This is a genomic window from Micromonospora sp. NPDC049081 (genome assembly GCF_040648835.1).
Taxonomy (GTDB): domain Bacteria; phylum Actinomycetota; class Actinomycetes; order Mycobacteriales; family Micromonosporaceae; genus Micromonospora; species Micromonospora antibiotica.
Genome location: NZ_JBEZEK010000001.1, coordinates 210,098 through 231,122, shown reverse-complemented (window position 1 = coordinate 231,122; position 21,025 = coordinate 210,098). Strand labels below are relative to the sequence as shown.

Sequence of the window (21,025 nt, the reverse complement as noted above, 5' to 3'; positions counted from 1 at the left end):
GCGTACCGGAGAACGCATACGCCACCGACGGTCGTCGGCGGTGACCGCCCGGAACGGACCCGGGCGCATCGCCGTCAGCGCCCGACCCGCTCCGCGCCGCCGGGGTCACGTCAGCAGCGGTAGCGCCCTTTGGCGGACGTCGACGTAGCGCTCGTACACCTCGGGGGTGCCGTCGGCGGTGACCTCCTCGGCCTCCACCGGCCACGGCGGCGGCTCGACGTCGCCGGACAGCGCCCAGGCGGCCTGCCGCGCCGCGCCGAGCGCCACGTACTCGGCGGGGCGCGGCACGCTCACCGGCGCACCGAACAATGCCGGTGCGACCGCCCGCACCGCGCGGGACCGCGCCGCACCGCCGATCAGCAGCACCCGGTCGACCGGGACGTCCTGGGCGCGCAGCGCGTGGAGGGCGTCGGCGATGCCGCCGAGCATGCCCTCCACCGCGGCCCGCGCCAGGTTCGCCGCCGACGCGTTCGCCCGGGTCAGGCCGGCGAGCAGGCCGCGCGCGTCGGGCAGATCGGGGGTGCGTTCCCCGTCCAGGTACGGCAGCAGGGTCAACCCGCCCGCGCCGGGTTGCGCCGCGAGCGCCAGGTCGTCCAACTCGGCCAGTGACCGGCCCAGCAGGTCGGCGACCGTGACCAGCACCCGGGCCGCGTTGAGCGTGCAGACCAGCGGCAGGAACCGGCCGGTCGCGTCGGCGTACCCGGCGACCAGCCCGCTGGCGTCGGCGGTCGGTACGTCGCTGAGCCCGTACACGCACCCCGAGGTGCCCAGCGAGACCACCACGTCACCCGGCCGCAGGTCGACGCCGAGCGCCCCGCCCATGGTGTCGCCGGTGCCGGCCGAGAGCAGCGCCCCGGCGGCGGTCTCCCCGACCACCTCGGCCGGCCCGGCGACCCGGGGGAGTGCCACGTCCCGACCGAAGGCGAGCCGCACCAGGTCCTGCCGGTACGCGCCAACGGCCGGTGACCAGTAGCCGGTGCCGGACGCCTCGCCCCGGTCGGTCGTCGGCTCCCCGCCGTCCGCGCGCAGTCGGTGGGTGAGCCAGTCGTGGGGTAGCAGCACCATGCTGGTGCGGTCCGCCAGCTCGGGCTCGGCGTGGGAGAACCAGCGCAGCTTGGTGACCGTGAAGCTGGCCACCGGCACCAGCCCGACGGCGTCGGCCCATGCCTTCGGGCCGCCGAACTCGGTGGTCAGGTCGACGGCGGCACGCGCCGAGCGGGTGTCGTTCCACAGGATGGCGGGGCGCAGCACCTCGCCGGCGTCGTCGAGACAGACCATGCCCTGCTGTTGTCCGGCGACGCCGATCGCGGCGACTCCGTCCAGCAGGCCGGCACTGGCCTGCTCGTACGCGGCCCACCACGACCGTGGGTCGATCTCGGTGCCGTCGGGGTGTGGGGCGCGGCCCGCGCGGAGCACCTCGCCGGTCTCGGCGTCGCAGACCACGACCTTGGTCGACTGGGTCGACGAATCGACCCCGGCGACGAGGGTCCTCGCGTCACCCATGGCGATGCCTCCGTAGCTCGGGACCCGACCCTACGTCCAGCACCCGGATTAGTTCAATGGCTATGCAAAATTCGGCGTCGCCTTGACCGTGGAGCACCGTCGACGACGTTGATCATCGCCGTGGCGTCCGAGGCGCGTGCCGCTGCGAGCCGTACCGCTCGACGAGCACGGTGCCGATCGCGGCCAGCTGGTCCCGCACCCCCGGCGGGCCGGTCACCTCGAGGTAGTCGACCAGCCCGGCGAGCTCGCCGGCGAGGATCCTCTCGTCGTTGCCGCGGATCACGACCTCGATACGGCCGTCGGTGGTGGAACCTCCCACGTCGAGTCGAGCGCCGAACCCCATCCGGAGCACGCCTACCGCGTGGGGCGTGCACGTCGCGTGGGCCTCGACCGGTGTCCGCCGGCGCTCGACCTCGTCGGCGATCTCGCGCCAGCTCTCGGCGAGGTCGAAGTCCTCGGGTCGGTGCACGGGATCGGTGGTCGGGGCGACGGAGGACACGCGGTCGATCCGGAAGGTCCGCCGGCCGGTCCCGGCGGTGGCGACGAGGTACCACGACGGACCCTTGGCGACGATGCCCAGCGGGTGGACGGTCCGCTCGGTGCCGGTGCGTTCCCGGTCGACGTACCCGAGCCGGACCTGGACGCCACGGATCACCGCGTCCTGGAGCTCGTCGAGGAAACGCGGTGGTCGGGCCTCGACCGGGCTCGACCCCCACCGCTGCGGGTCCATGACGAGTGACGACGACGCCGCTTCGGCCTGCGCCCGGAACGGCTCCGGCAGGGCGTGGGCGAGTTTGCGCAGCGCCGCCTTCACCGTCGGCGTGACCGCCGAGGCCGGGCCGGCGACCAGGAACAGGGCGCGGGCCTCACCCGCGGTCAACCCGGACAGGTCGGTGCGGGCGCCGCCCACCAGGCGCCAGCCGCCGCCCCGGCCCTGCACGGAATACACCGGCACGCCGGCCATGCCCAGGGCGTCGAGGTCGCGGCGGGCGGTGCGCTCGGAGATCTCCAGCTCCCGGGCGACCTCCGCCGCGGTCACCTGTTCGCGCTGTTGCAGCAGGAGGAGGATGGCCACCAACCGGTCGGCTCGCACCCGGACGACACTGCCACGGAAACCGGTCTGGAGGTGACCGGTTTCGGTCGGCATGATGCCGGCATGACAACCGATTTTCCCGAGCCCACCCGCATCGCGGTCAACGGTGTGGAACTCGAAGTCTTCGAAGCCGGCCGGCACAACGCAGGCAATCCCGTCGTGCTCTGTCACGGCTGGCCGGAGCACGCCTTCTCCTGGCGTCATCAGGTGCCGGCCCTGGCGGCGGCGGGCTACCACGTGATCGTCCCCAACCAACGGGGCTACGGCAACTCGTCCCGTCCCGCCGACGTGACGGACTACGACATCGCCCAGCTGTCCGGTGACCTCGTCGCCCTCCTCGATCACTACGGCTACCAGGACGCCACCTTCGTCGGCCACGACTGGGGCGCATTCGTCGTCTGGGGCCTGACCCTGCTGCAGCCGCACCGGGTCAACGGCGTGGTGGCGCTGAGCGTGCCCTACCAGGAGCGCGGAGAGGTGCCGTGGATCGAGGCTATGGAGGCCGTGCTCGGCCCCGACTTCTACTTCGTGCACTTCAACCGGCAGCCGGGCGTCGCGGACGCCGTGTTCGAGGAGAACCCGTTCCGGTTCCTGCGGAACCTGTACCGGAAGAACGTGCCCCCCGCAGAGCCCCAGCCGGGCAACGCCCTGATCAACCTCGCCAGGGCGGAAACCCCGCCCGGTGAGCCCGTCATGAGCGACGACGAGCTGGCGGTCTTCGTCTCCGCCTTCGAGTCGGCAGGGTTCACGGGCGGAATCAACTGGTACCGGAACCTGGACCGCAACTGGCGGCTGCTGGCAGCTGCGGACCCGATCATCCGACAGCCCACCCTCATGATCTACGGCGACCGTGACCCGGTCGCCAGGGCAGAGAGGTTGACGGCATTCGTGCCGAACGTGGACGTGGTCGGTCTGGACTGCGGTCACTGGATCCAACAGGAGAAACCGCAGGAGACGACCGGGACGATCCTGGCGTGGCTGGACCAGCGGGCTGCCGCACCGGCGTACGCCCCGTAGGTCGGCATGGCGGTCCTGCCGCCGATCGAGCTGATGTTGATCACGCGACCCCCGCCGTGCAGGGGCGCGGGCAGGAGTGCCTGGGTGACGGCGACGTGGTCGAACAGGTTGACCTCGAACACCCGCCGCCACTGCGCCATCGGCAGTGCTTCGACCGGCGCGTTCACCGGGATTCCCGTGTTGTTGACCAGCGCGTGCACCGTGCGCGGGTCGTCGCCGACCCGGGCGGCGAGGGCCGCCACCTGCTCGGCGTCGGTGATGGCGAGGATGACCGGTTCGACGCCGGTCGTACGGATGGCGTCGGCGTCGGTGCCGCGTCGCACCCCGGCCAGGACATGAATCCCGCCGGGCAAGTTCGCGGGTGGGTGACGTTCGCCGCGATACCGATCGGCCGTTGGTGATTGGTGGAACCGGGCGGATAGCTTCGAGCTCTCAAGGTGGGCGACGGGCGGAGGATGGATGACGCGTGGCAACGCTGAGTATCGCTACACGAACACGGCGATAATGTCGGTGGCGGCTGTGGAAGCTCCGGTCGTCGTCACCTCTGACCAGTTCGACGAGCAGCTGAGCGAGACCTTCCGGCGGCTGAGGCTGCGCCCACGGATGCTTCAGCGGATCGCCGGCGTCCAGGAGCGGCGCTGGTGGCCGGAGGGTTTCGGGTTTGCCGACGCGGCGGCGACTGCCGGGGCGAAGGCGCTGTCGGAGGCGGGCGTCGACGCGCATGACGTCGGCCTGCTGATCAACACGTCCGTGTCCCGAGCGCATCTGGAGCCATCGACGGCGGTGGCGATCCACCACGCCCTGGACCTGCCGCCGTCCGCCTTGAACTTCGACATCGCCAATGCCTGCCTCGGGTTCGTCAACGGGATCCAGGTCGCCGCCAACATGATCGACGCCGGACAGATCCGGTACGCGCTGATCGTGGCGGGCGAGAGTGCCCGCGAGGCGCAACAGGCGACGATCGAGCGGTTACGCCGGTCCGACTCCACCCGCGACGACGTCCGGGAGCAGTTCGCCACGTTGACCCTCGGATCAGGCGCCGCCGCGATGGTGCTGGCCGCAGCCGACGCCCACCAGGAGGGGCACCGCCTCGTCGGCGGGGTGAGTCGGGCGGCCACGCAACACCACACGCTGTGTGTCGGGGACAGCACGCGGATGCGTACCGACGCGAAGGGTCTGCTCGACGCGGGGGTGGACCTCGCGGCGGCGGCCTGGGCGCGCGCCGGGGCGTGGGACTGGCAGAACATGGACCTCTACGTCATGCACCAGGTCTCGGCGGCGCACACGCACGGCGTCGTCAGCCGGCTCGGCCTCGACCCTCGCAAGGTGCCCGAGACGTTCCCCTCGTGGGGGAACGTCGGCCCGGCGTCGCTGCCGCTGACCCTGGCTCACCACGCCGGATCGCTCAACTCAGGTGACCGGGTGCTGTGTATGGGGGTCGGCTCCGGCCTGAACACGTGTGCCCTGGAGATCGTGTGGTGAGCAATCGAGACACCGTGTCGCCGCTCGGGCTGTCGGGACTGGACAGTGCCTGGTCCCGGTGGGTCACCGCGGCAGACAGTCAGGGCGTGCAGCGCACCTGGCATGTGCTGGACACCGCTGCCGAGGAGGCGGCCGGTCCGGTCCGACCCGTGGGGACCATCCTGTGCGTGCACGGCAATCCGACCTGGTCGTACCTGTGGCGACACCTGTTGGCCCGGTTCGGGCGGGATGACGCACCGCCATGGCGGGTGGTCGCCGTGGACCACCTGGACATGGGGTTCTCGGAGCGCACCGGCACCGTACGTGGGCTGGCGCAGCGGATCGACGACCTCACCACGGTCACCGACGCGCTGGGACTGACCGGGCCGGTGGTCACGGTCGGGCACGACTGGGGCGGGTCCATCTCGTTGGGTTGGGCACTGCGGCACCGTGATCAACTACGCGGTGTCGTGTTGACCAACACCGCGGTGCACCAGCCGAGTGGGTCGCCGGCACCCACGCTGATCCGCCTGGCCCGGCTGCCCGGCGTGCTGCCGGCGGTGACCGTGCGGACCCCGACGTTCCTGCAGGCCACCCTCGCCCTGGCGAACCCGTGGCTGCCGGAGCCGGTGCGAGAGGGCTATCTCGCTCCGTACCGTGGGGCGGACCGGCGGGCGGCGATCGGCGGCTTCGTCGCGGACATCCCACTCGGATCCGACCATTCGAGCTGGCAGGCGCTGCAAGACGTCGCACAGGGTCTGCACACGCTGGCGGAGATCCCGACACTGCTGTTGTGGGGGCCGCGTGACCCGGTCTTCGGCGACGTGCATCTCCGGGACCTGCGCAACCGGCTGCCGCATGCGCGGTTGCACCGGTTCGAAGGTGCCGGTCACCTGCTCCCCGAGGATGCTGATGTCGCCGGTGCGGTGGCTCGGTGGCTGGTTGAACTGGACCGTCGCCCCGCCGACCCGACTCCGGCATCCGCACCGGCACCGGCGGTGCCATGGCGTCCGCTGTGGGCGGCGTTGGCCGAGCGCGCCGAGGACCGGTCGGTCGCCCTGGTGGAGCTGGCGAACAACGGCCGGCAGGTCAGCTGGTCCCTGTTGTGGCAGCGGATCCGGGAGATCGGGGCCGGGTTGTCGGCCTCCGGAGTACGCCGCGGTGATCGGGTGGCACTACTCGTACCGCCCGGGGCCGACCTGACCGCCGCCGTCTACGCGTGTCTTCGCATCGGTGCGGTGATCGTGGTGGTCGATCCGGGTCTGGGACTGGCCGGCATGAGTCGGGCCCTGCGCAGCGCGGACCCCGCGCACCTGGTCGCCGTCGGCCGGGGCCTCGCCGTCGCCCGGGCCATGGGCTGGCCCGGACGGCGTATCGGAGCCGGGCCGGGCGCCGCCGCGTTGGGGGCGTTGACCCTGGGTGGGCTTGCCCGCCTCGGCGCCGACGTCCGGGAACTTCCGGCCCCCCCACAACCGGACGACGACGCGGCCGTGCTGTTCACCTCCGGTTCCACCGGCCCGGCGAAGGGTGTGGTCTACACCCATCGCCAACTCGCCGCGATGCGTGACGCGCTGTTCGAGCTCGGGGTGAACACCGACGCCGGGATCGTGGCGGCTTTCGCGCCGTTCGCACTGTTCGGGCCGGCTCTCGGTGCCCCTTCGGCGATCCCGGACATGAGGGTCACCGCACCAGGGACGTTGACCGCCACCGCTCTCGCCGAGGCGGCAGCCGCGGTCGACGGCTCGGCGGTATTCGCGTCACCGGCCGCGCTACGCAACGTGGTCGACACCGGCGACGTGTTGGACGATCACCACCGCGCCGCGTTGCAGGGGGTGACATTGCTGCTCAGCGCGGGCGCGCCGGTGCCCGCCGCGTTGCTCACCCGGACGCGGGTGCTGATGCCCAAGGCGCAGCCGCACACCCCCTACGGAATGACCGAGGTTCTCCCGGTCACCGACGTCACCCTCGACGAGATCGTCGACGCCGGGCCGGGCGACGGTGTCTGCGTCGGCCGGCCGTTGCCCGGTGTCCAGGTGGCGATCGCGGCCCTGGACACGACCGGCACGCCTTCCGAGCAACCCGGTTGCCCTCCTGGGCGCACCGGCGAGATCCTGGTCAGGGCCGCCCATGTCAAGGACCGGTACGACGGGCTCTGGCTGACCGAGCGGGACAGCTCCCGCAATCCCGGATGGCACCGCACGGGCGACGTGGGCTACCTGGATTCCGACGGCCGACTGTGGGTGCAGGGTCGGCTTGCCCACGTCCTGGTCACGTCCGACGGCGTGCTCACTCCGGTCGGGACCGAACAGCGAATCGAGTCGTTGCCGCAGATCGCGCGGGCCGCAGTGGTCGGTGTGGGACCGCCCGGGGTGGCAAAGGTCGTGGTCATCGCCGAAACCCTGCCCGGGAGCCGTCGTGCCCGAATGGCCAGCCGTGACCTGGCCGCCGCGGTACGCACCGCAGCCGCGACACCGGTCGCGGCCGTGTTGGTGGTCCCGGCCCTGCCCACGGACATCCGCCACAACTCGAAGATCGACCGTACCCGGCTGCGGCACTGGGCGGAACGAGTGCTCGCCGGCGGGGGGTTGCGCCGCCCGTGAAGATCCTCGTCACCGGTGCCAGCGGCATGCTCGGCGGCGCCACCGCCGCGGCTGCGCGGATGCGCGGCGACCACGTCCGCGTCCTGCAGCGTCGGCCCAGCGGCCTGGTCGGGGTCGACGAGCACCGCGGCGACATCACCGATCCGGAAGCGGTACGCGCGGCCACCGAAGGAGTCGACGCCGTGGTCCATCTGGCCGCGAAGGTGTCGATGACCGGGCCGTGGCAACACTTCGCGCACACCAACATCGGTGGTACGGCCACCCTGCTCGCCGCCGCCCGGGCAGCCGGCGTGCCGCGATTCGTGCACGTGTCCTCGCCGTCGGTGGCCCACCACGGCACCGGCCTGGCCGGCGTCGGCGCCGGCACCGCCGACCCGGACCGTGCCCGGGGCCACTACGCCCGGAGCAAGGCCTCGGCGGAGTTGCTCGCGCTGGCCGCCGACTCGCCCGACTTCGCCGTGGTGGCGATCCGCCCCCACCTGGTCTGGGGGCCGGGCGACACCCAGTTGGTGGGTCGGATCGTCGAGCGGGCCCGGGGCAACCGGCTGGCACTGGTAGGCCGGGGAACCGCCCTGATCGACACGACGTACGTCAGTAACGCCGCCGACGCCCTCGTCGCCGCGATCGACCGGGCCCCCGAGGCCGGCGTACACGGACAGGCCTTTGTCGTGACGAACGGTGAGCCGCGGACGGTGCACGAGCTCGTCGACCGGATCTGCGTCGCCGCCGGTACGGCGTCACCGAGGCTCCGGGTGCCGGTGGCCGTGGCAAAGGCCGGCGGCGCCGTGGTGGAGCGGCTCTGGTCGGCGCTTCGGCGCACCGAGGAACCGCCCATGACCCGGTTCCTGGCCGAGCAGTTGTCCACCGCCCACTGGTTCGACCAACGCCGAACCCGAGAGGCACTGGGCTGGTCACCGCAGGTGACGCTTGAGGAAGGCTTCGTTCGGCTGGCCATGGCGTACCGGAGCACGGTCCCCGTCCCCGCAGCCACTGGCGGGGACTGAGCGCGGCACCGCCGACCACGCCGGTGGCGACACCGCGCATGCCGGGACCGCGCCGCTCGTGGTGCCGTCACTTTTCGTAGTCACAGTCATGCTTGTTGTGCACCGGTGCCGGCCTGCTCCCTCGTGGTGGGTCGCTGGCGTCTGACGGGTGGCCTACGTGCGGTGCCCGGGCAGGGACTCCGACGCGAGAAGGGCGAGCAGCTTCTCGATTCGTTCGGTGCCCGGCTGGTGGCCGGTCAGGGTGTGCGACTGGGCCGCCAGCCCGGCGCTGCGCCGGGCGGCGACCACGTCACCGGCCGAGTACTCGGCTGCGGCGCGGGCGGCGAGCGCCCGGCCTTCGAGCAGCCGATAGCCGCACTGCCGCGTGATGGACAGCGCCGCATGGCACCAGGAGGGTGCCGCAGGCTCGTCGATTTCGGCGAGGCTGACGGTGATGTCGGCCTCGATACCGATCCGCGGTGGTGCGCGCGGTTCGCAGGGCATCCAACAGGGTGCCGGGTTTCCGCTCGACGACGCCCAGGATGTGGAGAGCGAGCGCTTCGACCCGGGGCTCGACCGGTGCGCGCGCCATGTCGAGTGCCTGCCGGGCGAGGCTGGCCGCGTGCGGATGGTCGCCACGGTCGCAGTGGACCCGGGCCAGCGCACACAGGGTGGTGGCACGGCCCCGGCTGCCCGTCTGCTCATGGAGTTCCAGCGCCTCGGTCAGTGTCCGTAGTGCATCGTCGGACCGGCCGAGAAGGTGGTAGACGACGCCCAGGTTGCTCAGGATGAGGGCCCGGCTGGAGGTTGCCCCACCCTGGTGTGCCAGGGTGAGCGCCGCGTGGTGATGGTCTGCGGCCTCGCGGAGCCGTCCGAGGTCGGCGCAGACCAGTCCGAGGTTGTTGTGGTTGACGGCGACGCCTGCGGTCCGGCCGTTGCGCCGGTTGAACTCCAGCGCCCGCTCCATGACCCGTAGGGCTTCACCCGGCTGGCCGGTCATCCGGAAGACCGGGCCCAGGTTGCCCAGCGCGGCCGCCTCGCCGTCGCGCCACCCTGAACGGTTCGCGGCGAGTAGCGCCAGCTGGTAGTCGTCGATCGCCTCGGGGAACCGTTCCAGCCGCCAGTGCAGGGCGGCGAGACTCAGCCGGGCCGCCGCCTCGGCCTGCTCGTGCCGGTCGGCCCGGGCCGCGGAAAGACCGATCCTCGCGACCTCGGACCACTGCGTGGTGTGCATCCCCAGCCACAGGTAGCCGCGTAGCGCGTCCGCCAGCGACCAGGCGAAGGTGTGCAGTTCCTGGTGCGCGGCATGGCGTGTCACGGCGACGAGGTTGTGCCGGTGTGCGTCGAGCCAGGCGAGAGCGTCGACATGGGCGGCGAATCGCATCGGTGGACCGGCGGGCGCAGGTAGCTGCGTGGGTACGCGCAACACCTGTGGATACAGCCGGTCGGCTGCGGCGTACACGCTGAAGAGGTACCAGGACAGCAGGTCGACGAGTCTGTCCCGGTTGTCCTCGACCGCCGCCAGTTCGGTCACGTACCGGCCGAGCAGGTCGTGGGTGCCGAAGTGGCCCGGCGTGCGCTCCTGCGCCAGGTGCGCGTCGGCGATCCGGGCGAGCATGTCCGCCGCCTCGCCGGTTTCGCACCGCAGCATCGCGGCGGCCGACTCCGCTGTCACGTCGCAGCCGGGCACCAGGCCGAACAGCCGGAAGAGCCGCTGGAGTCGCGGTGGCAGAGTCCGGTAGGAGACGGCGAACGCCGAACGCACCGCGACCTGCTCGTCGTCACGGACGGTCAGCACGGTCAGCGGGTCGCCCGCGCGAAGCCGCGCCAGGTACCCGCTGACCATCTCGTGCGGGCGGGCGTGCAGGTCTGCTGCGGCGATACGCAGGGCCAGCGGCAGGTGTGCGCAGTCACGGGCCAGTTCCGCGAGAGCGTCCCGCTGCTCGACGACCCGTTCCGCGCCGATGACGCGGGTCAACAGTTCGGTGGCCTCCTGCGGCGCGAGCACGTCCAACGACAGCCGCTGCGCGTCGTGCCGGGCGGCCAGCCCACCGAGGCGATCACGGCTGGTCACGATCACCAGGCAGCCGGCGCCGCCGGGCAACAGCGGCCGTACGTGCGCGGTGTCGCGGGCGTTGTCCAGCAGGATCAGCATCCGCCGGTCGGCGAGCACGCTGCGGTAGAGATCCGTCGCCTCGTCGACGTCGTCCGGCACCCGGGCGGGCGGCACACCGAGCGCGCGAAGGCAGCGCGACACCGCCTCCAGCGGTGCTGTCGCCGCTCCGGGCGAGTAACCGCGCAGGTCCAGGAAGAGTTGCCCGTCGCCGAAGAGTGGCCGTACCTGGTGCGCCCACCGGACCGCCAGCGCCGTCTTGCCCACCCCGGCCGTCCCGATGATCGCGACGACCGCCAGGGCGCCGCTTTCCCGGGCCTGGTCCAGCATCGTGTCCATCGCGGCGAGTGCGTCGCCGCGACCGGTGAAGGTGGACAGGCCGGCGGGCAGTTGGGCGGGACGCGGAGCGGATCCGGGTTCCCGGACCGGTGGCGCGGGTCTGTTCGGCGGAAACTGCTGCCGCAGCACCCGTACGTGGGCCTCCGCGAGCAGTGCTCCCGGCTCGATGCCCAGCTCGTCGGCGAGGAGGCGGCGGATCCGCTCGAACACCCGCAGCGCCTCGGCCCGGTGTCCCGATCCGGCCAGGGCCGTCATCAGCCGCACGGCGAGGCCCTCGTGCCACGGGTTCCCGGTGACCAGCTCGCGCAGCGGCGCCACCACGGCGGCGTGTCGACCGAGTGCGAACTCGGCGTCGAACAGGTCCTCGGACGCGGCAAGCCGCTTGTCGTGCAGGGCGGCGGCGGCCGCCGGTACGAACGCGCCGGACGCACCGGCGAGTGCCGGGCCACGCCACAGCGCCAACGCCTGCCGTAACAGAATGGTGGCCCGTTCGTGCTCGCCGGAGTCGGCATACCGACGGGCAGCTTCGGTCAGCCCGGAGAAGACCACCACGTCCAGGTCGTCGCCGGCCAACTCAAGGCGGTATCCGCCGGAATCGGAATAGATCGTCTCGGGTATCCCGGCCGCACGGGTCAGTTGTCGCAACCGGGAGACACAGACCTGGACCTGCGCTCGTGCGCGGGTGGGGAGAGCTCCGCCCCACAGCGCCTCGGTCAACTGCTCCGCCGACACCACCACGTTGGCATTGAGCAACAGGAACGCCAGCACAGCGCGTTGTTGGGGTCGTCCCAGCGGCACTCGCCCGCCCCGCACCACGGCCTCGACCGGGCCGAGCAAGCGCCATGTCATCCAGCCCCCACATTGATGTATCGAACTCGATTCTATGTGTCGCCTCCAGGGCGGCTATCGGATGGCTAGCCGATGGCAAGCCGGGCCGCGCAGCCTGATGGAGCCGGGCGGACGGTCCGGAACCTGGGGTAAAGGAGCTTCAATGAGACGAAGAATCCGCGCGGCTCTCCTCGCGGTGACGACACTCAGCATGGTCGTCGCGTCGGTCGGGGTCGCGCAGGCCGACGAGTCGTCGCAGCCAGCGCAGTCGTCACTGCGCGACGCACGGGCCGCCGCAGCCGCGTCGGGCGGGCTGAGCCACGCCGCGAAGGGCGGGATCGGCATCGCCGCGACGTGGTTCACCGGCACCCTCGCCGCCGGCGGCACACAGGGCTGGACCTGGACCAACGCCCCGGCCGACGCCGCGTACGTGGTCGGCTACAACCCGGTCGGCGCGACCACCTCGGCCACGTGCCAGTTCGAGACGATCAACAGCCGGTACGTCCAACTGCCCAGTGGGGAGCGGCAGTACCAGTTCACCCTCAAGAACGTCGGCTCGATCGCCTGTGGTGCGACGGTGCAACTCACGGCGGTGACCAGTACGTTCCTCGGCTCGACCGGCGGCGTCAGCCCGGGTGGCACCCAGACGAGCCTGTGGAACGTCCCCTGGAACACCATCTGGGTGCCCGCTCTGAACCCGAGCGGCGCCACGAGTTCGGCGGCCTGCCAGTTCCAGGTGTCGCGCATCTGGACCGTGCAGCCGGGCAGCTCGCTCCGGCAGATCTGGGTGGAGGCCAAGAACGTAGGGAGCATCACCTGCCAGGCCGACATCCGGCTCGGCTCCACCACCGTCGGCTCGCAGTTCTCCATGGCGACCGTGGGCCCCGGCAGCACCTGGTCCACGACCTGGAACAACGCCAATCCCGTCACCTCGGCCTACGTGGTCGGTCCGTCGCCCCAGGGCAGCTTCCCCACCTACTGCCAGTTCGAGGTCACGCGCCTGGTCTACATCCAGCGCATCAACGGTGACGGATCCTCTCAGCGTCAGCTCGCGATGTGGTTCAAGAACCTCAGCACACTGTCCTGCGGAGGGACCGCCTACCTGCAGACCATCGCTGCCTGATTCCGCACCCGTCCCCGCGGTCACCGCGCGACAACCACCGTTGTCGCGCGGTGGCCGCGCCCTTCACGCCGCCACCCCTGGCCGGGACCCGCAGCTCCCTGGCCGGGTTGCCGGCTCCGGGCCCGGACATCAGATCATCACCGGGTGGACGAGCGGCGGTTCGGCGGCCGTCGACGTCAGACACAGATCGGTTCTGCGGCGGCGGAGCGGTCGTCACGAGTGACGACGGCTCCGATCGCGCAGAGCCGGTCGGTGGGGTCGGCGCGGACGATCAGGGTGGTGAAGGCCGACTTCACATCGGGTTCCACGGCTTCCTGGCGGGTATCCCCGTGCGGGTCGGACCTGCGGTAGATGGCGACCTCGACGTGGTTGCCCAGCGGGCTGTCGTCTGCTCGGGTGATTCGGGCCCACGCGGCCCGACACCTGACCGAGAACACGATCTCCAGCAGGAACTGCGGGTTCTTGTTCGTGCTCGTCGCGACCTTCGCGTCGTCCAGGCACGGCGTGTCCAGCGGGTTGTCACCGGTCGCTGCCGGTGCGGAGGTCGGCTTCGTTGCCGTGGCGGTGGCCGGCTCAGCCGTCGAGACACGGTGTACGACGAACCCGGTCACGACATTGGTGCTCAGCAGTGTGACCGCGACCGCTGCCCACCACCGCCATCGAGGTTGTCCAGGTGGTCGACTGGTGAACTCCGCAGCGTTCTGCTCGCCGGCTGGCGTGACCAGCGCCGTACGACGAGCAACCCACCGTTCGATTTCCGCGTGGTCGACGCCGAGGGCGGTCAGGTAGCCGCGTACCGCCAACTCGGAGGGCAGCGCTTCGAGTTTCGCGACCTTGTGCAGGGTGCTCTTACTGACCCGTACACCGTTCATTCTGGCGCGGTGGACCATCGCGTCCCATGTGGGCGGCACCTCACGGTCGTCGCGCAGCCTGCGTAGGTCACCCACGAAACGGTCAACCGAGTCGCCCCGGTCCTGCCGATCCGACTCCTGCTTCACCACACCCCCCGCCCGCGACGGATTCGCCTCCGCCGGACCAGTGTGGCGTAATCGCGATCCATTCCTCCATCTCCCTGGTGGATGGACGACTGAACGGGTGCAGTTCGGGGTGTCCGGGACGTACCGCCGTCGGCAGTTCGCTCGCATGGTGGCGTCGCCTCGGACATCCCACGATCCGCCGCTGCGGCGCGGATCATAATTGGTGAGGAGAAACCCGATGAGTACAACGTCCACGGTCGAACGACCCCGTCGATTCGGCAGAGCCCTGCTTGCGGCTGTCACCGCGATCCTGGCCGCCGGCACGATCATTCTCACGGGCGCGGCTCCGGCGCAGGCGACGGACTCCGGTGGTGACGGCAGCCCCACCGGTTGCTCGCAGACCAGCACTGTCGCCACCGTGCCCATCCACGGTTCGCGGGGCGCCCTCGCGGGCAAGGCGATCGGGGAACTTCAGCTGCGTTGGTCGTGGTCCTGCCACGGAAACTGGTCGCGGGTCGTCCTGTACGGCGGAATGTACTCGAACCCGGTGACCGTGGAACAGGTCGTCGAATCGGAGGGCCGCAGGGCGAGCGCGTACGACCCCAATCTGCTGACGGGCGCCGGTGGAACAAGTGCCTGGTCACCTTATATTCGGCTGGCGAACTCGCAGAGCACGGCGTGCGTGCAGGCGTGGCTGTCATCGGACTTCGGCACGCTCAATTACCACACCAACGGTGCGCGCTTGTGCGTCTGACGTCGTGAGCCTCCGACCCGGCGTCCGTCACCGCGTATGCGGGTGGCACGCCGGGTCGGCGGCTGTCGGATGGGCCCGTCGATCTGATCCACCTCCGACGTGCCGTCCGGTCCGCGCCGGATGCGCGCGCCGGGCCGGTCGACCCGCGATGATGGTTGCGTGAAGGCGATCTACTCCGACGACGGCGATCCGGCGGTGGACCCCGGGGCGGTGCCCGGTCTGCGCCCCGTGACCGACGGGGCGACCGACGCCACGTCCCGCACGCTCGAGGTCGACGGGGAGACCTTCGTTCTCCGCCCGAACGGGCTCGGCGGCACCGACTACGCCTGGCTCAGCGGGCCGAACCCTGGCTACGGCTTCGGTGTGGGCCCGACGGCGGACCTGTCGGCTGACGAGCACACCAAGAACATCCGTGACTTCCTGGACACCGTCGACCCGAGCACCGGATACCTGGCAGACGACTGAGCAGCGGGACGGTCGACGGTCCAGCTCGTGACGCGGGGCCGGCGATGTCCTAGGATGCTTTACGGGGGGTGACGAGCCTCGTTGCGCTCAGGGTGTCGCCACCCCGCCCGTCACCACCCCGCCCGTCACGTGGGGCCGCTGCCGGCCGGTGCCGGGTGCGGTGGCAGACCCAGGTTCCGCACCCGGAAGACTGTGGCATTGAGCCACATCAGTGGCTGGATCAGCAGGTCGACGCCGATCAGAAAGCAGAGCGTCCCCACCCCGGCCGGCCCGCCCATCAGCCACCCGGTTGCGAGCAGGGTCAGTTCTAGCGCGCCCTTGGCCAGCCAGAACGGCCACCGCCAGTGCTGGACCATGGCGATCGCGAGAAGGTCCATCGCCCGGATGCCGAACCCGCTCATGATGATCAGCGCCGAACCGTACGCACAGCATGCGGTGCCGGCGGCGAGCAACGTCGCCGCGGGTGCCGGGGCGAGGCGAACCGGGTCGAGGATCAGCAGCCCGTCGATGGCGCTGCCGCAGAGGAAGAACGTCAGCATGGGGGAGAGCACCGGTCGGCGACGGGTCCACACGGCGACGATGGACACGCAGGTGACCGCGACGGCGGCCTGGGCGATACCGATCGTCCCGGGTACGTGGCGCAGCAGGCCGAGCGCGAACGTGTCGAGCGGATCCGTGCCGAGGTGCGAGACGATGAAGAAATACGCGCCCAGCGAAAAGAAGAAGCAGCCGATGAGATAGGGAAAGGCTTTGTCGACGGCAGGGCGAACAGGGGCGGCAGGCATCCAGGTCTCCGATTGTCGGGGGCCGTCTGCCTGATGGGGCGGTTCGTGACGTCGGGAGCAGGCGTCCGGCACGTCGGGAGTGCGCGCATCCAGGTGGCGGTGGCCCCTGCCGGAGCCGGCACGCAGCTGTCGCGCGCTGATCGGTCGAGCATGGTCGCGATGGGCGATAACGTCGGAGCGTGTTCGCGTGGTCCGAATTCTGCCGCACAGCTTTGCTTGATCGCCATCAATGTCTTAGTCGTATTCGACCGCGCGGGACGCCGGATGGGCCCGTGTTCGGCCGACCCTGGCGCCCACCCCTGGTGACCAGCGGTGGTCACCAGGGGTGAGAGATGCATCACACAGGGTTCGTGGCCACCGTGACCTCGGCACCGTCGCACGGTGAACGGCCGGCGCGGCGACCCCCTGACGCCGCGCCGGCCGGGTGCGGGCCCGACGGTGCCCGACCGCCCGTTGGTCGGCCCGCCCGCGACCTACCCGTCCAGGTGTCCGGTGGTGGCCAGCCGGTGGTACCAGTGGGCGCTGTCCTTCCAGAGGCGTTCCTGGGTGTCGTAGTCGACGCGGATGATGCCGAAGCGGCGGTCGTAGCCGTAGCCCCACTCGAAGTTGTCCAGCAGCGACCAGACGAAGTAACCCCGCACGTCCACGCCCTGCGCGCGGGCGTCGGCCACCGCGCCGATGTGCCGGCGCAGGTAATCGATGCGCCGGTCGTCGTGGACCCGCCCGTCCGCCGCGACCACGTCGTCGAACGCCGCGCCGTTCTCGGTGATCATCAACGGTTGACCCGGGTAGTCGTGCCGCAGCCGTAGCAGCAGCTCGGTGAAGGCCGGTGGGTCGATGTTCCACCCCATCGCCGTGTACGGGCCGGGTTGCGGCAGGAAGTCGACGTCCTCGGCACCCACCCACGGCGAGTGGGTCGACGCGCCGTGCCCGTCGGCATCGGAGCGGGCCGAGTGTCCGTCCCAGGCGCGGACCAGGGTGCTGGAGTAGTAGTTGACCCCGAGCACGTCCAACGGCACCGCGATCAGCTTCTCGTCACCGGAGCGCACGAACGACCAGTCGGTGACGGCGGCGGTGTCGGCCAGCAGGTCGGCCGGGTACGCCCCGTCCAACATCGGGCCGAGGAACGCCCGGTTCGCCAACGCGTCGATCCGCCGGACCGCGTCGCGGTCGGCATCCGACCCGGACGCGCCCCGCACGACGTGCAGGTTGAGCGTCACCGACAGCTCGGCGCTCGGCACCAGCTCCCGCACCACCCGCCCGGCCAGGCCGTGCGCGAGGTTGAGGTGGTGCACCGCCGCCAGCGCCGCCGCAGGTTCGGTGCGACCGGGCGCGTGCACGCCGGAGCCGTACCCCAGGTAGGCCGAGCACCACGGTTCGTTGAGCGTGGTCCAGGTGTGCACCCGGTCGCCGAGCGCGCCGACGATCCCCGAGGCGTACTCCTCGAAGCGCAGCGCCGTGTCCCGCGCCGGCCACCCGCCGGCGTCCTCCAACTCCTGCGGCAGGTCCCAGTGGTACATGGTGGCGACCGGCCGGATGCCGCGCTCCACCAGGCCGTCGACCAGCCGCGCGTAGAAGTCCAGGCCGGCCGGGTTGAACCGGCCGGAACCGCCCGGCTGCACCCGGGGCCAGGAGATCGAAAAACGGTACGCGGACAACCCCAGCCCGGCGATGTGGTCGAGATCCTGCGGCCACCGGTGGTAGTGGTCGGCGGCCACGTCGCCGGTGTCGCCGTTCAACGTACGCCCGGGGGTGTGGCTGTAGGTGTCCCAGATGGACCGCCCCCGGCCGTCCTCGGTGGCCGCGCCCTCGATCTGGTACGCCGCCGTGGCCGACCCCCAGACGAAGCTCTCCGGGAAGTTGCGTGCCGTCATCGTCCCGCCCTCTCCGCGCCGACCACCACGCAGTGGTAGGCCGACGATTCGCCCGCCACCAGCTCGGCGGTGGCCACCCCGTCACGGAAACCCACCTCGAACTGCGCACCCGGGCCCCCGTCGGGCGACGGGATGCGCACCCGGTGCCGTTGCCCCTCGGCCGGTGCGTAGAGCCGCAGCTGCACCCCGTCGGCCCAGTCGTAGTCGGGCCGGTCGCAGCGCGCCCCGAACCCGATGACCGCGCCGGGGCGGGCGAGCACCGGCAGACTGTCGTACTCGTGTTTCTCGGTCACCCACGCCGGGCCGGTGAGCTGCGCGCCGGTGACCAGGTGGGTCCACGTGCCGGCGGGTACGTAGAAGGTGACCTGCCCGTCGGCGCTGAGCACCGGTGCGACCAGCACGTCGGGGCCGAGCATGTACTGCCGGTCGAGGTGCGCCACGGCCGGGTCGTCGGGGAACTCCACGATCATCGGTCGCATCATCGGGATGCCGTCGCGGTGCGCCTCCTCGGCCGTCGCCGCCAGGTACGGCATGAGGCCGAGCTTGAGCCGGGTGAAGTGGCGCAGCACCTCCACGGCCTCCTCGTCGTACGCCCACGGCACCCGGTACGAGCCGGAGCCGTGCAACCGCGAGTGCGACGACAGCAGGCCGAACGCGATCCACCGCTTGAACACCGCCGGGTCGGGGGTGCCCTCGAAGCCGCCGATGTCGTGACTCCAGTAGCCGAAGCCGGACGACGCCAGGGACAGCCCGCCGCGCAGCGACTCGGCCATCGCGACGAACGTCGACTCGCAGTCGCCGCCCCAGTGCACCGGGAACTGCTGGCCGCCGGTGGTGGCGGAGCGGGCGAACACCACCGCCTCACCCTCGCCGCGTTCGGTCTCCAACAGCTCGAAGACCGCCCGGTTGTAGAGGTAGGAGTAGTAGTTGTGCATGCGCTGCGGGTCCGACCCGTCGTGCCACACCACGTCGGTCGGGATGCGCTCGCCGAAGTCGGTCTTGAAGCAGTCGACGCCCATGTCCAGCAACGACTTGAGCTTGCCGGTGAACCAGGCCACCGCGTCGGGGTTGGTGAAGTCGACGAGCGCCATGCCGGCCTGCCACTTGTCCCACTGCCACACCGACCCGTCCGGGTTGCGTACCAGGTAACCGGCCTCGCGGCCCTCCTCGAACAGGTACGACCGCTGCGCGATGTACGGATTGATCCACACGCAGACCTTCAGGCCCCGCTCGTGCAGCCGGCGCAGCATCCCCTCCGGGTCGGGGAAGGTCGCCGGGTCCCACACGAAGTCGACCCAGTGGAACTGGCGCATCCAGAAGCAGTCGAAGTGGAACACCGACAGCGGCAGGTCCCGTTCGGCCATCCCGTCGACGAACTCGGTCACCGTCTTCTCGTCGTACGACGTGGTGAACGACGTGGACAGCCACAGCCCGTACGACCAGGCGGGCACCCGGGCCGGTCGGCCGGTCAGCGCCGTGTAGCGGCGCAGCACGTCCTTCGGGGTGGGCCCGTCGATGACGTGGTAGGTGAGCGACTGGCCCTCGACGCTGAACTGGGTCTGCGCGACGACCTCCGAACCGACCTCGAACGACACGTGCTCCGGGTGGTCCACGAACACCCCGTAGCCGGCGCTGCTGAGATAGAACGGCACGTTCTTGTACGCCTGCTCGCTGGCGGTGCCGCCGTCGGCGTTCCAGATGTCGACCGTCTGACCGTTCTTCACGAACGGGCCGAACCGTTCGCCCAACCCGTACACCGTCTCGCCGACGCCGAGCGCGAGCCGTTCGTGCACGTACCGGCGGCCCTCGCCGTCGGTGGCGATGCCGACGCTGCGTGCGGTGGACGCGGTGACCAGCCGGTCGCCGTGCCGGAACTCGACCCGCCAGCCGTCGACCAGCGCGACCCGGACGGTCAGCTCGCCGGTGGTCAGCGACGCGCTGAGTCCGGTGATGTCGACGGTGACCGGGTGGGTGTGGTCGGTGCTGACCCCGAAGTGGGGTTCGCGGGGCAGCCCGCCGCTGTGGTGGCCGATGGTGACCCCGATGACGCCGGGCGCGGGGGAGAAGAATCGGGCGGTGACGACGGGCCGGTTCAGCGTGTCGCCCCGGCCGTTGATCTGCCCGGACGGGGCGAAGACGGTGAAGCCGCGCTCGTCCGGCTCGACCGATTCGACCGTGCCGGGGCGCAGCACGCTGACCCCCGGACGCAGTTGCCAGTACCCGTCGGTGAACTTCACTTCTCGGCTCCTGCCGTGATGCCGCGCGCGAGGGTGCGCTGGAAGATGAGGAAGAACAGGATGGCCGGCACCAGGCTGATCAGCGCACCGGCGTTGGTCGTCGGGGCGTCCATCAGCCGGTCGCCCTGCAACGATGCGAGGGCGACCGGGATGGTCTGGGTCTGGTTGTCGATCAACATGACCAGCGGGATGAGGAACTCGTTCCAGGTCCAGATGAAGAAGAAGATGAGCAGGACGGCGAGGGTGGGCCGCAGGTTGGGAAAGACCACCCGCCACAGCACCGTCCACTTCCCGGCGCCGTCGAGCGCCGCGGCCTCCAGCAGCGCGCGGGGGAACGTGCCCAGCACCGAGGCGAGCAGGTACGTGCCGAACGCGCTCTGGATGACGGTGAAGATGATGATCACCGACAGTCGGGTGTTGTAGAGGCCGATCTCCTTGGCGACGTAGTACAGCGGGTAGATCAACGCCTCCTGCGGCAGCATGTTGGCCAGCAGGAACAGCCCGACGATCCACAGCCGGCCACGGACCCGGCCGATGCCCAGGGCGTACGCGTTGAGCAGCGACACGACGACGCCGAACACCGCCACCGACCCGGCGATGAGCGTCGAGTTCCACAGCTTGAGCGGGAAGTTCACCGCGGACCAGTACGTCCGCAGGCCCTGGGTGTAGAACTGCGTCGGCCAGCTCAACGGGCCGCCCGACGAGTAGTCACCGGGCGACTTGAACGCGTTGAGCAGCATGAACGCGAACGGCACCAGCATGACCAGCGCGCCGACGGTGACGCCGGCGAGCACCACCCAGCGGCTGAGGCCCCGGTGGTGCCGGTCGCGCACCTTCGGGCGGAGGGGGACCTTGGTGATCGTCACGGTCATC

At 71.0% G+C, this 21,025-nt stretch carries 16 protein-coding genes; 7 read left to right on the top strand and 9 right to left on the bottom strand.

Going from position 1 to position 21,025, the window contains the following annotated elements; genetic code table 11:
• Nucleotides 1–105: 105 nt before the first annotated feature.
• Nucleotides 106–1,503, bottom strand: coding sequence for a xylulokinase (xylB, locus tag AB0B63_RS00690; RefSeq protein ID WP_357013370.1), 1,398 nt, complete (start codon nt 1,501–1,503; stop codon nt 106–108).
• Nucleotides 1,504–1,615: 112 nt separating this feature from the next.
• The gene (locus AB0B63_RS00685; RefSeq protein WP_357013368.1) at nt 1,616–2,650 is read right to left on the bottom strand and encodes a WYL domain-containing protein; all 1,035 of its coding nucleotides are present in this window, start codon (nt 2,648–2,650) and stop codon (nt 1,616–1,618) included.
• A gap of 9 nt (nt 2,651–2,659) precedes the next feature.
• Between AB0B63_RS00685 and AB0B63_RS00680 the strand changes: the two genes are divergently transcribed.
• Nucleotides 2,660–3,613 (top strand): alpha/beta hydrolase, encoded by a 954-nt coding sequence (locus AB0B63_RS00680; RefSeq protein WP_357013366.1) that lies wholly within the window; start codon nt 2,660–2,662, stop codon nt 3,611–3,613.
• Here AB0B63_RS00680 and AB0B63_RS00675 read toward each other — a convergent pair.
• Complete coding sequence (locus tag AB0B63_RS00675; protein ID WP_357013364.1) at nt 3,520–3,936, bottom strand: SDR family NAD(P)-dependent oxidoreductase; 417 nt, start codon at nt 3,934–3,936, stop codon at nt 3,520–3,522. The genes AB0B63_RS00680 and AB0B63_RS00675 overlap by 94 nt on opposite strands.
• Before the next feature lie 196 nt (nt 3,937–4,132).
• Between AB0B63_RS00675 and AB0B63_RS00670 the strand changes: the two genes are divergently transcribed.
• The 3 genes from AB0B63_RS00670 to AB0B63_RS00660 are packed head-to-tail and all read left to right on the top strand — an operon-like array spanning nt 4,133 to nt 8,678.
• Nucleotides 4,133–5,095, top strand: a complete 963-nt coding sequence (locus AB0B63_RS00670; protein WP_357013361.1) for a 3-oxoacyl-ACP synthase III — start codon at nt 4,133–4,135, stop codon at nt 5,093–5,095.
• Nucleotides 5,092–7,674, top strand: coding sequence for an alpha/beta fold hydrolase (locus AB0B63_RS00665; protein ID WP_357013359.1), 2,583 nt, complete (start codon nt 5,092–5,094; stop codon nt 7,672–7,674). The genes AB0B63_RS00670 and AB0B63_RS00665 overlap by 4 nt, the downstream gene beginning before the upstream one ends.
• The gene (locus AB0B63_RS00660) at nt 7,671–8,678 is read left to right on the top strand and encodes an NAD-dependent epimerase/dehydratase family protein (protein ID WP_208567590.1); all 1,008 of its coding nucleotides are present in this window, start codon (nt 7,671–7,673) and stop codon (nt 8,676–8,678) included. The genes AB0B63_RS00665 and AB0B63_RS00660 overlap by 4 nt, the downstream gene beginning before the upstream one ends.
• Before the next feature lie 289 nt (nt 8,679–8,967).
• Here the strand turns inward: AB0B63_RS00660 and AB0B63_RS00655 are convergent, their stop codons facing one another.
• Nucleotides 8,968–11,958, bottom strand: coding sequence for a BTAD domain-containing putative transcriptional regulator (locus AB0B63_RS00655; protein ID WP_357013356.1), 2,991 nt, complete (start codon nt 11,956–11,958; stop codon nt 8,968–8,970).
• A 142-nt stretch (nt 11,959–12,100) separates the two neighbouring features.
• Here AB0B63_RS00655 and AB0B63_RS00650 point away from each other — a divergent pair, with 142 nt between their 5' ends.
• Nucleotides 12,101–13,060, top strand: a complete 960-nt coding sequence (locus tag AB0B63_RS00650; protein ID WP_208567588.1) for a hypothetical protein — start codon at nt 12,101–12,103, stop codon at nt 13,058–13,060.
• A 176-nt stretch (nt 13,061–13,236) separates the two neighbouring features.
• On the opposite strand, the gene AB0B63_RS00645 is transcribed toward AB0B63_RS00650, so the two are convergent.
• On the bottom strand, nt 13,237–13,932 hold the full coding sequence (locus AB0B63_RS00645; protein ID WP_357013353.1) for a DUF2690 domain-containing protein: 696 nt from the start codon (nt 13,930–13,932) through the stop codon (nt 13,237–13,239).
• A gap of 343 nt (nt 13,933–14,275) precedes the next feature.
• Here AB0B63_RS00645 and AB0B63_RS00640 point away from each other — a divergent pair, with 343 nt between their 5' ends.
• Nucleotides 14,276–14,791 (top strand): hypothetical protein, encoded by a 516-nt coding sequence (locus AB0B63_RS00640; protein ID WP_208567586.1) that lies wholly within the window; start codon nt 14,276–14,278, stop codon nt 14,789–14,791.
• 159 nt (nt 14,792–14,950) lie between these two features.
• On the top strand, nt 14,951–15,256 hold the full coding sequence (locus tag AB0B63_RS00635) for a hypothetical protein (RefSeq protein ID WP_208567585.1): 306 nt from the start codon (nt 14,951–14,953) through the stop codon (nt 15,254–15,256).
• Between the two features lie 125 nt (nt 15,257–15,381).
• On the opposite strand, the gene AB0B63_RS00630 is transcribed toward AB0B63_RS00635, so the two are convergent.
• From AB0B63_RS00630 to AB0B63_RS00615, 4 genes are all read right to left on the bottom strand, one after another.
• Nucleotides 15,382–16,041 (bottom strand): hypothetical protein, encoded by a 660-nt coding sequence (locus tag AB0B63_RS00630; protein ID WP_357013349.1) that lies wholly within the window; start codon nt 16,039–16,041, stop codon nt 15,382–15,384.
• Between the two features lie 473 nt (nt 16,042–16,514).
• Nucleotides 16,515–17,915 carry a GH1 family beta-glucosidase gene (locus AB0B63_RS00625; protein WP_357013347.1) on the bottom strand — a complete coding sequence of 467 codons (1,401 nt, stop codon included), beginning with the start codon at nt 17,913–17,915 and terminating at the stop codon, nt 16,515–16,517.
• The gene (gene yicI, locus AB0B63_RS00620) at nt 17,912–20,152 is read right to left on the bottom strand and encodes an alpha-xylosidase (RefSeq protein ID WP_357013345.1); all 2,241 of its coding nucleotides are present in this window, start codon (nt 20,150–20,152) and stop codon (nt 17,912–17,914) included. The genes AB0B63_RS00625 and yicI overlap by 4 nt, the downstream gene beginning before the upstream one ends.
• On the bottom strand, nt 20,149–21,024 hold the full coding sequence (locus AB0B63_RS00615) for a carbohydrate ABC transporter permease (RefSeq protein ID WP_357013342.1): 876 nt from the start codon (nt 21,022–21,024) through the stop codon (nt 20,149–20,151). Before AB0B63_RS00615 ends, yicI begins: the two co-directional genes overlap by 4 nt.
• Nucleotide 21,025 lies beyond the last annotated feature (1 nt).

Coding starts and splice junctions, on each gene's coding strand:
- AB0B63_RS00625 (WP_357013347.1), bottom strand. CDS start 17,915: ATGACGGCACGCAACTTCCCGGAGAGCTTCGTCTGGGGGTCGGCCACG.
- AB0B63_RS00615 (WP_357013342.1), bottom strand. CDS start 21,024: ATGACCGTGACGATCACCAAGGTCCCCCTCCGCCCGAAGGTGCGCGAC.
- AB0B63_RS00655 (WP_357013356.1), bottom strand. CDS start 11,958: ATGACATGGCGCTTGCTCGGCCCGGTCGAGGCCGTGGTGCGGGGCGGG.
- AB0B63_RS00650 (WP_208567588.1), top strand. CDS start 12,101: ATGAGACGAAGAATCCGCGCGGCTCTCCTCGCGGTGACGACACTCAGC.
- AB0B63_RS00640 (WP_208567586.1), top strand. CDS start 14,276: ATGAGTACAACGTCCACGGTCGAACGACCCCGTCGATTCGGCAGAGCC.
- AB0B63_RS00645 (WP_357013353.1), bottom strand. CDS start 13,932: ATGAACGGTGTACGGGTCAGTAAGAGCACCCTGCACAAGGTCGCGAAA.
- AB0B63_RS00630 (WP_357013349.1), bottom strand. CDS start 16,041: ATGCCTGCCGCCCCTGTTCGCCCTGCCGTCGACAAAGCCTTTCCCTAT.
- AB0B63_RS00680 (WP_357013366.1), top strand. CDS start 2,660: ATGACAACCGATTTTCCCGAGCCCACCCGCATCGCGGTCAACGGTGTG.
- AB0B63_RS00685 (WP_357013368.1), bottom strand. CDS start 2,650: ATGCCGACCGAAACCGGTCACCTCCAGACCGGTTTCCGTGGCAGTGTC.
- xylB (WP_357013370.1), bottom strand. CDS start 1,503: ATGGGTGACGCGAGGACCCTCGTCGCCGGGGTCGATTCGTCGACCCAG.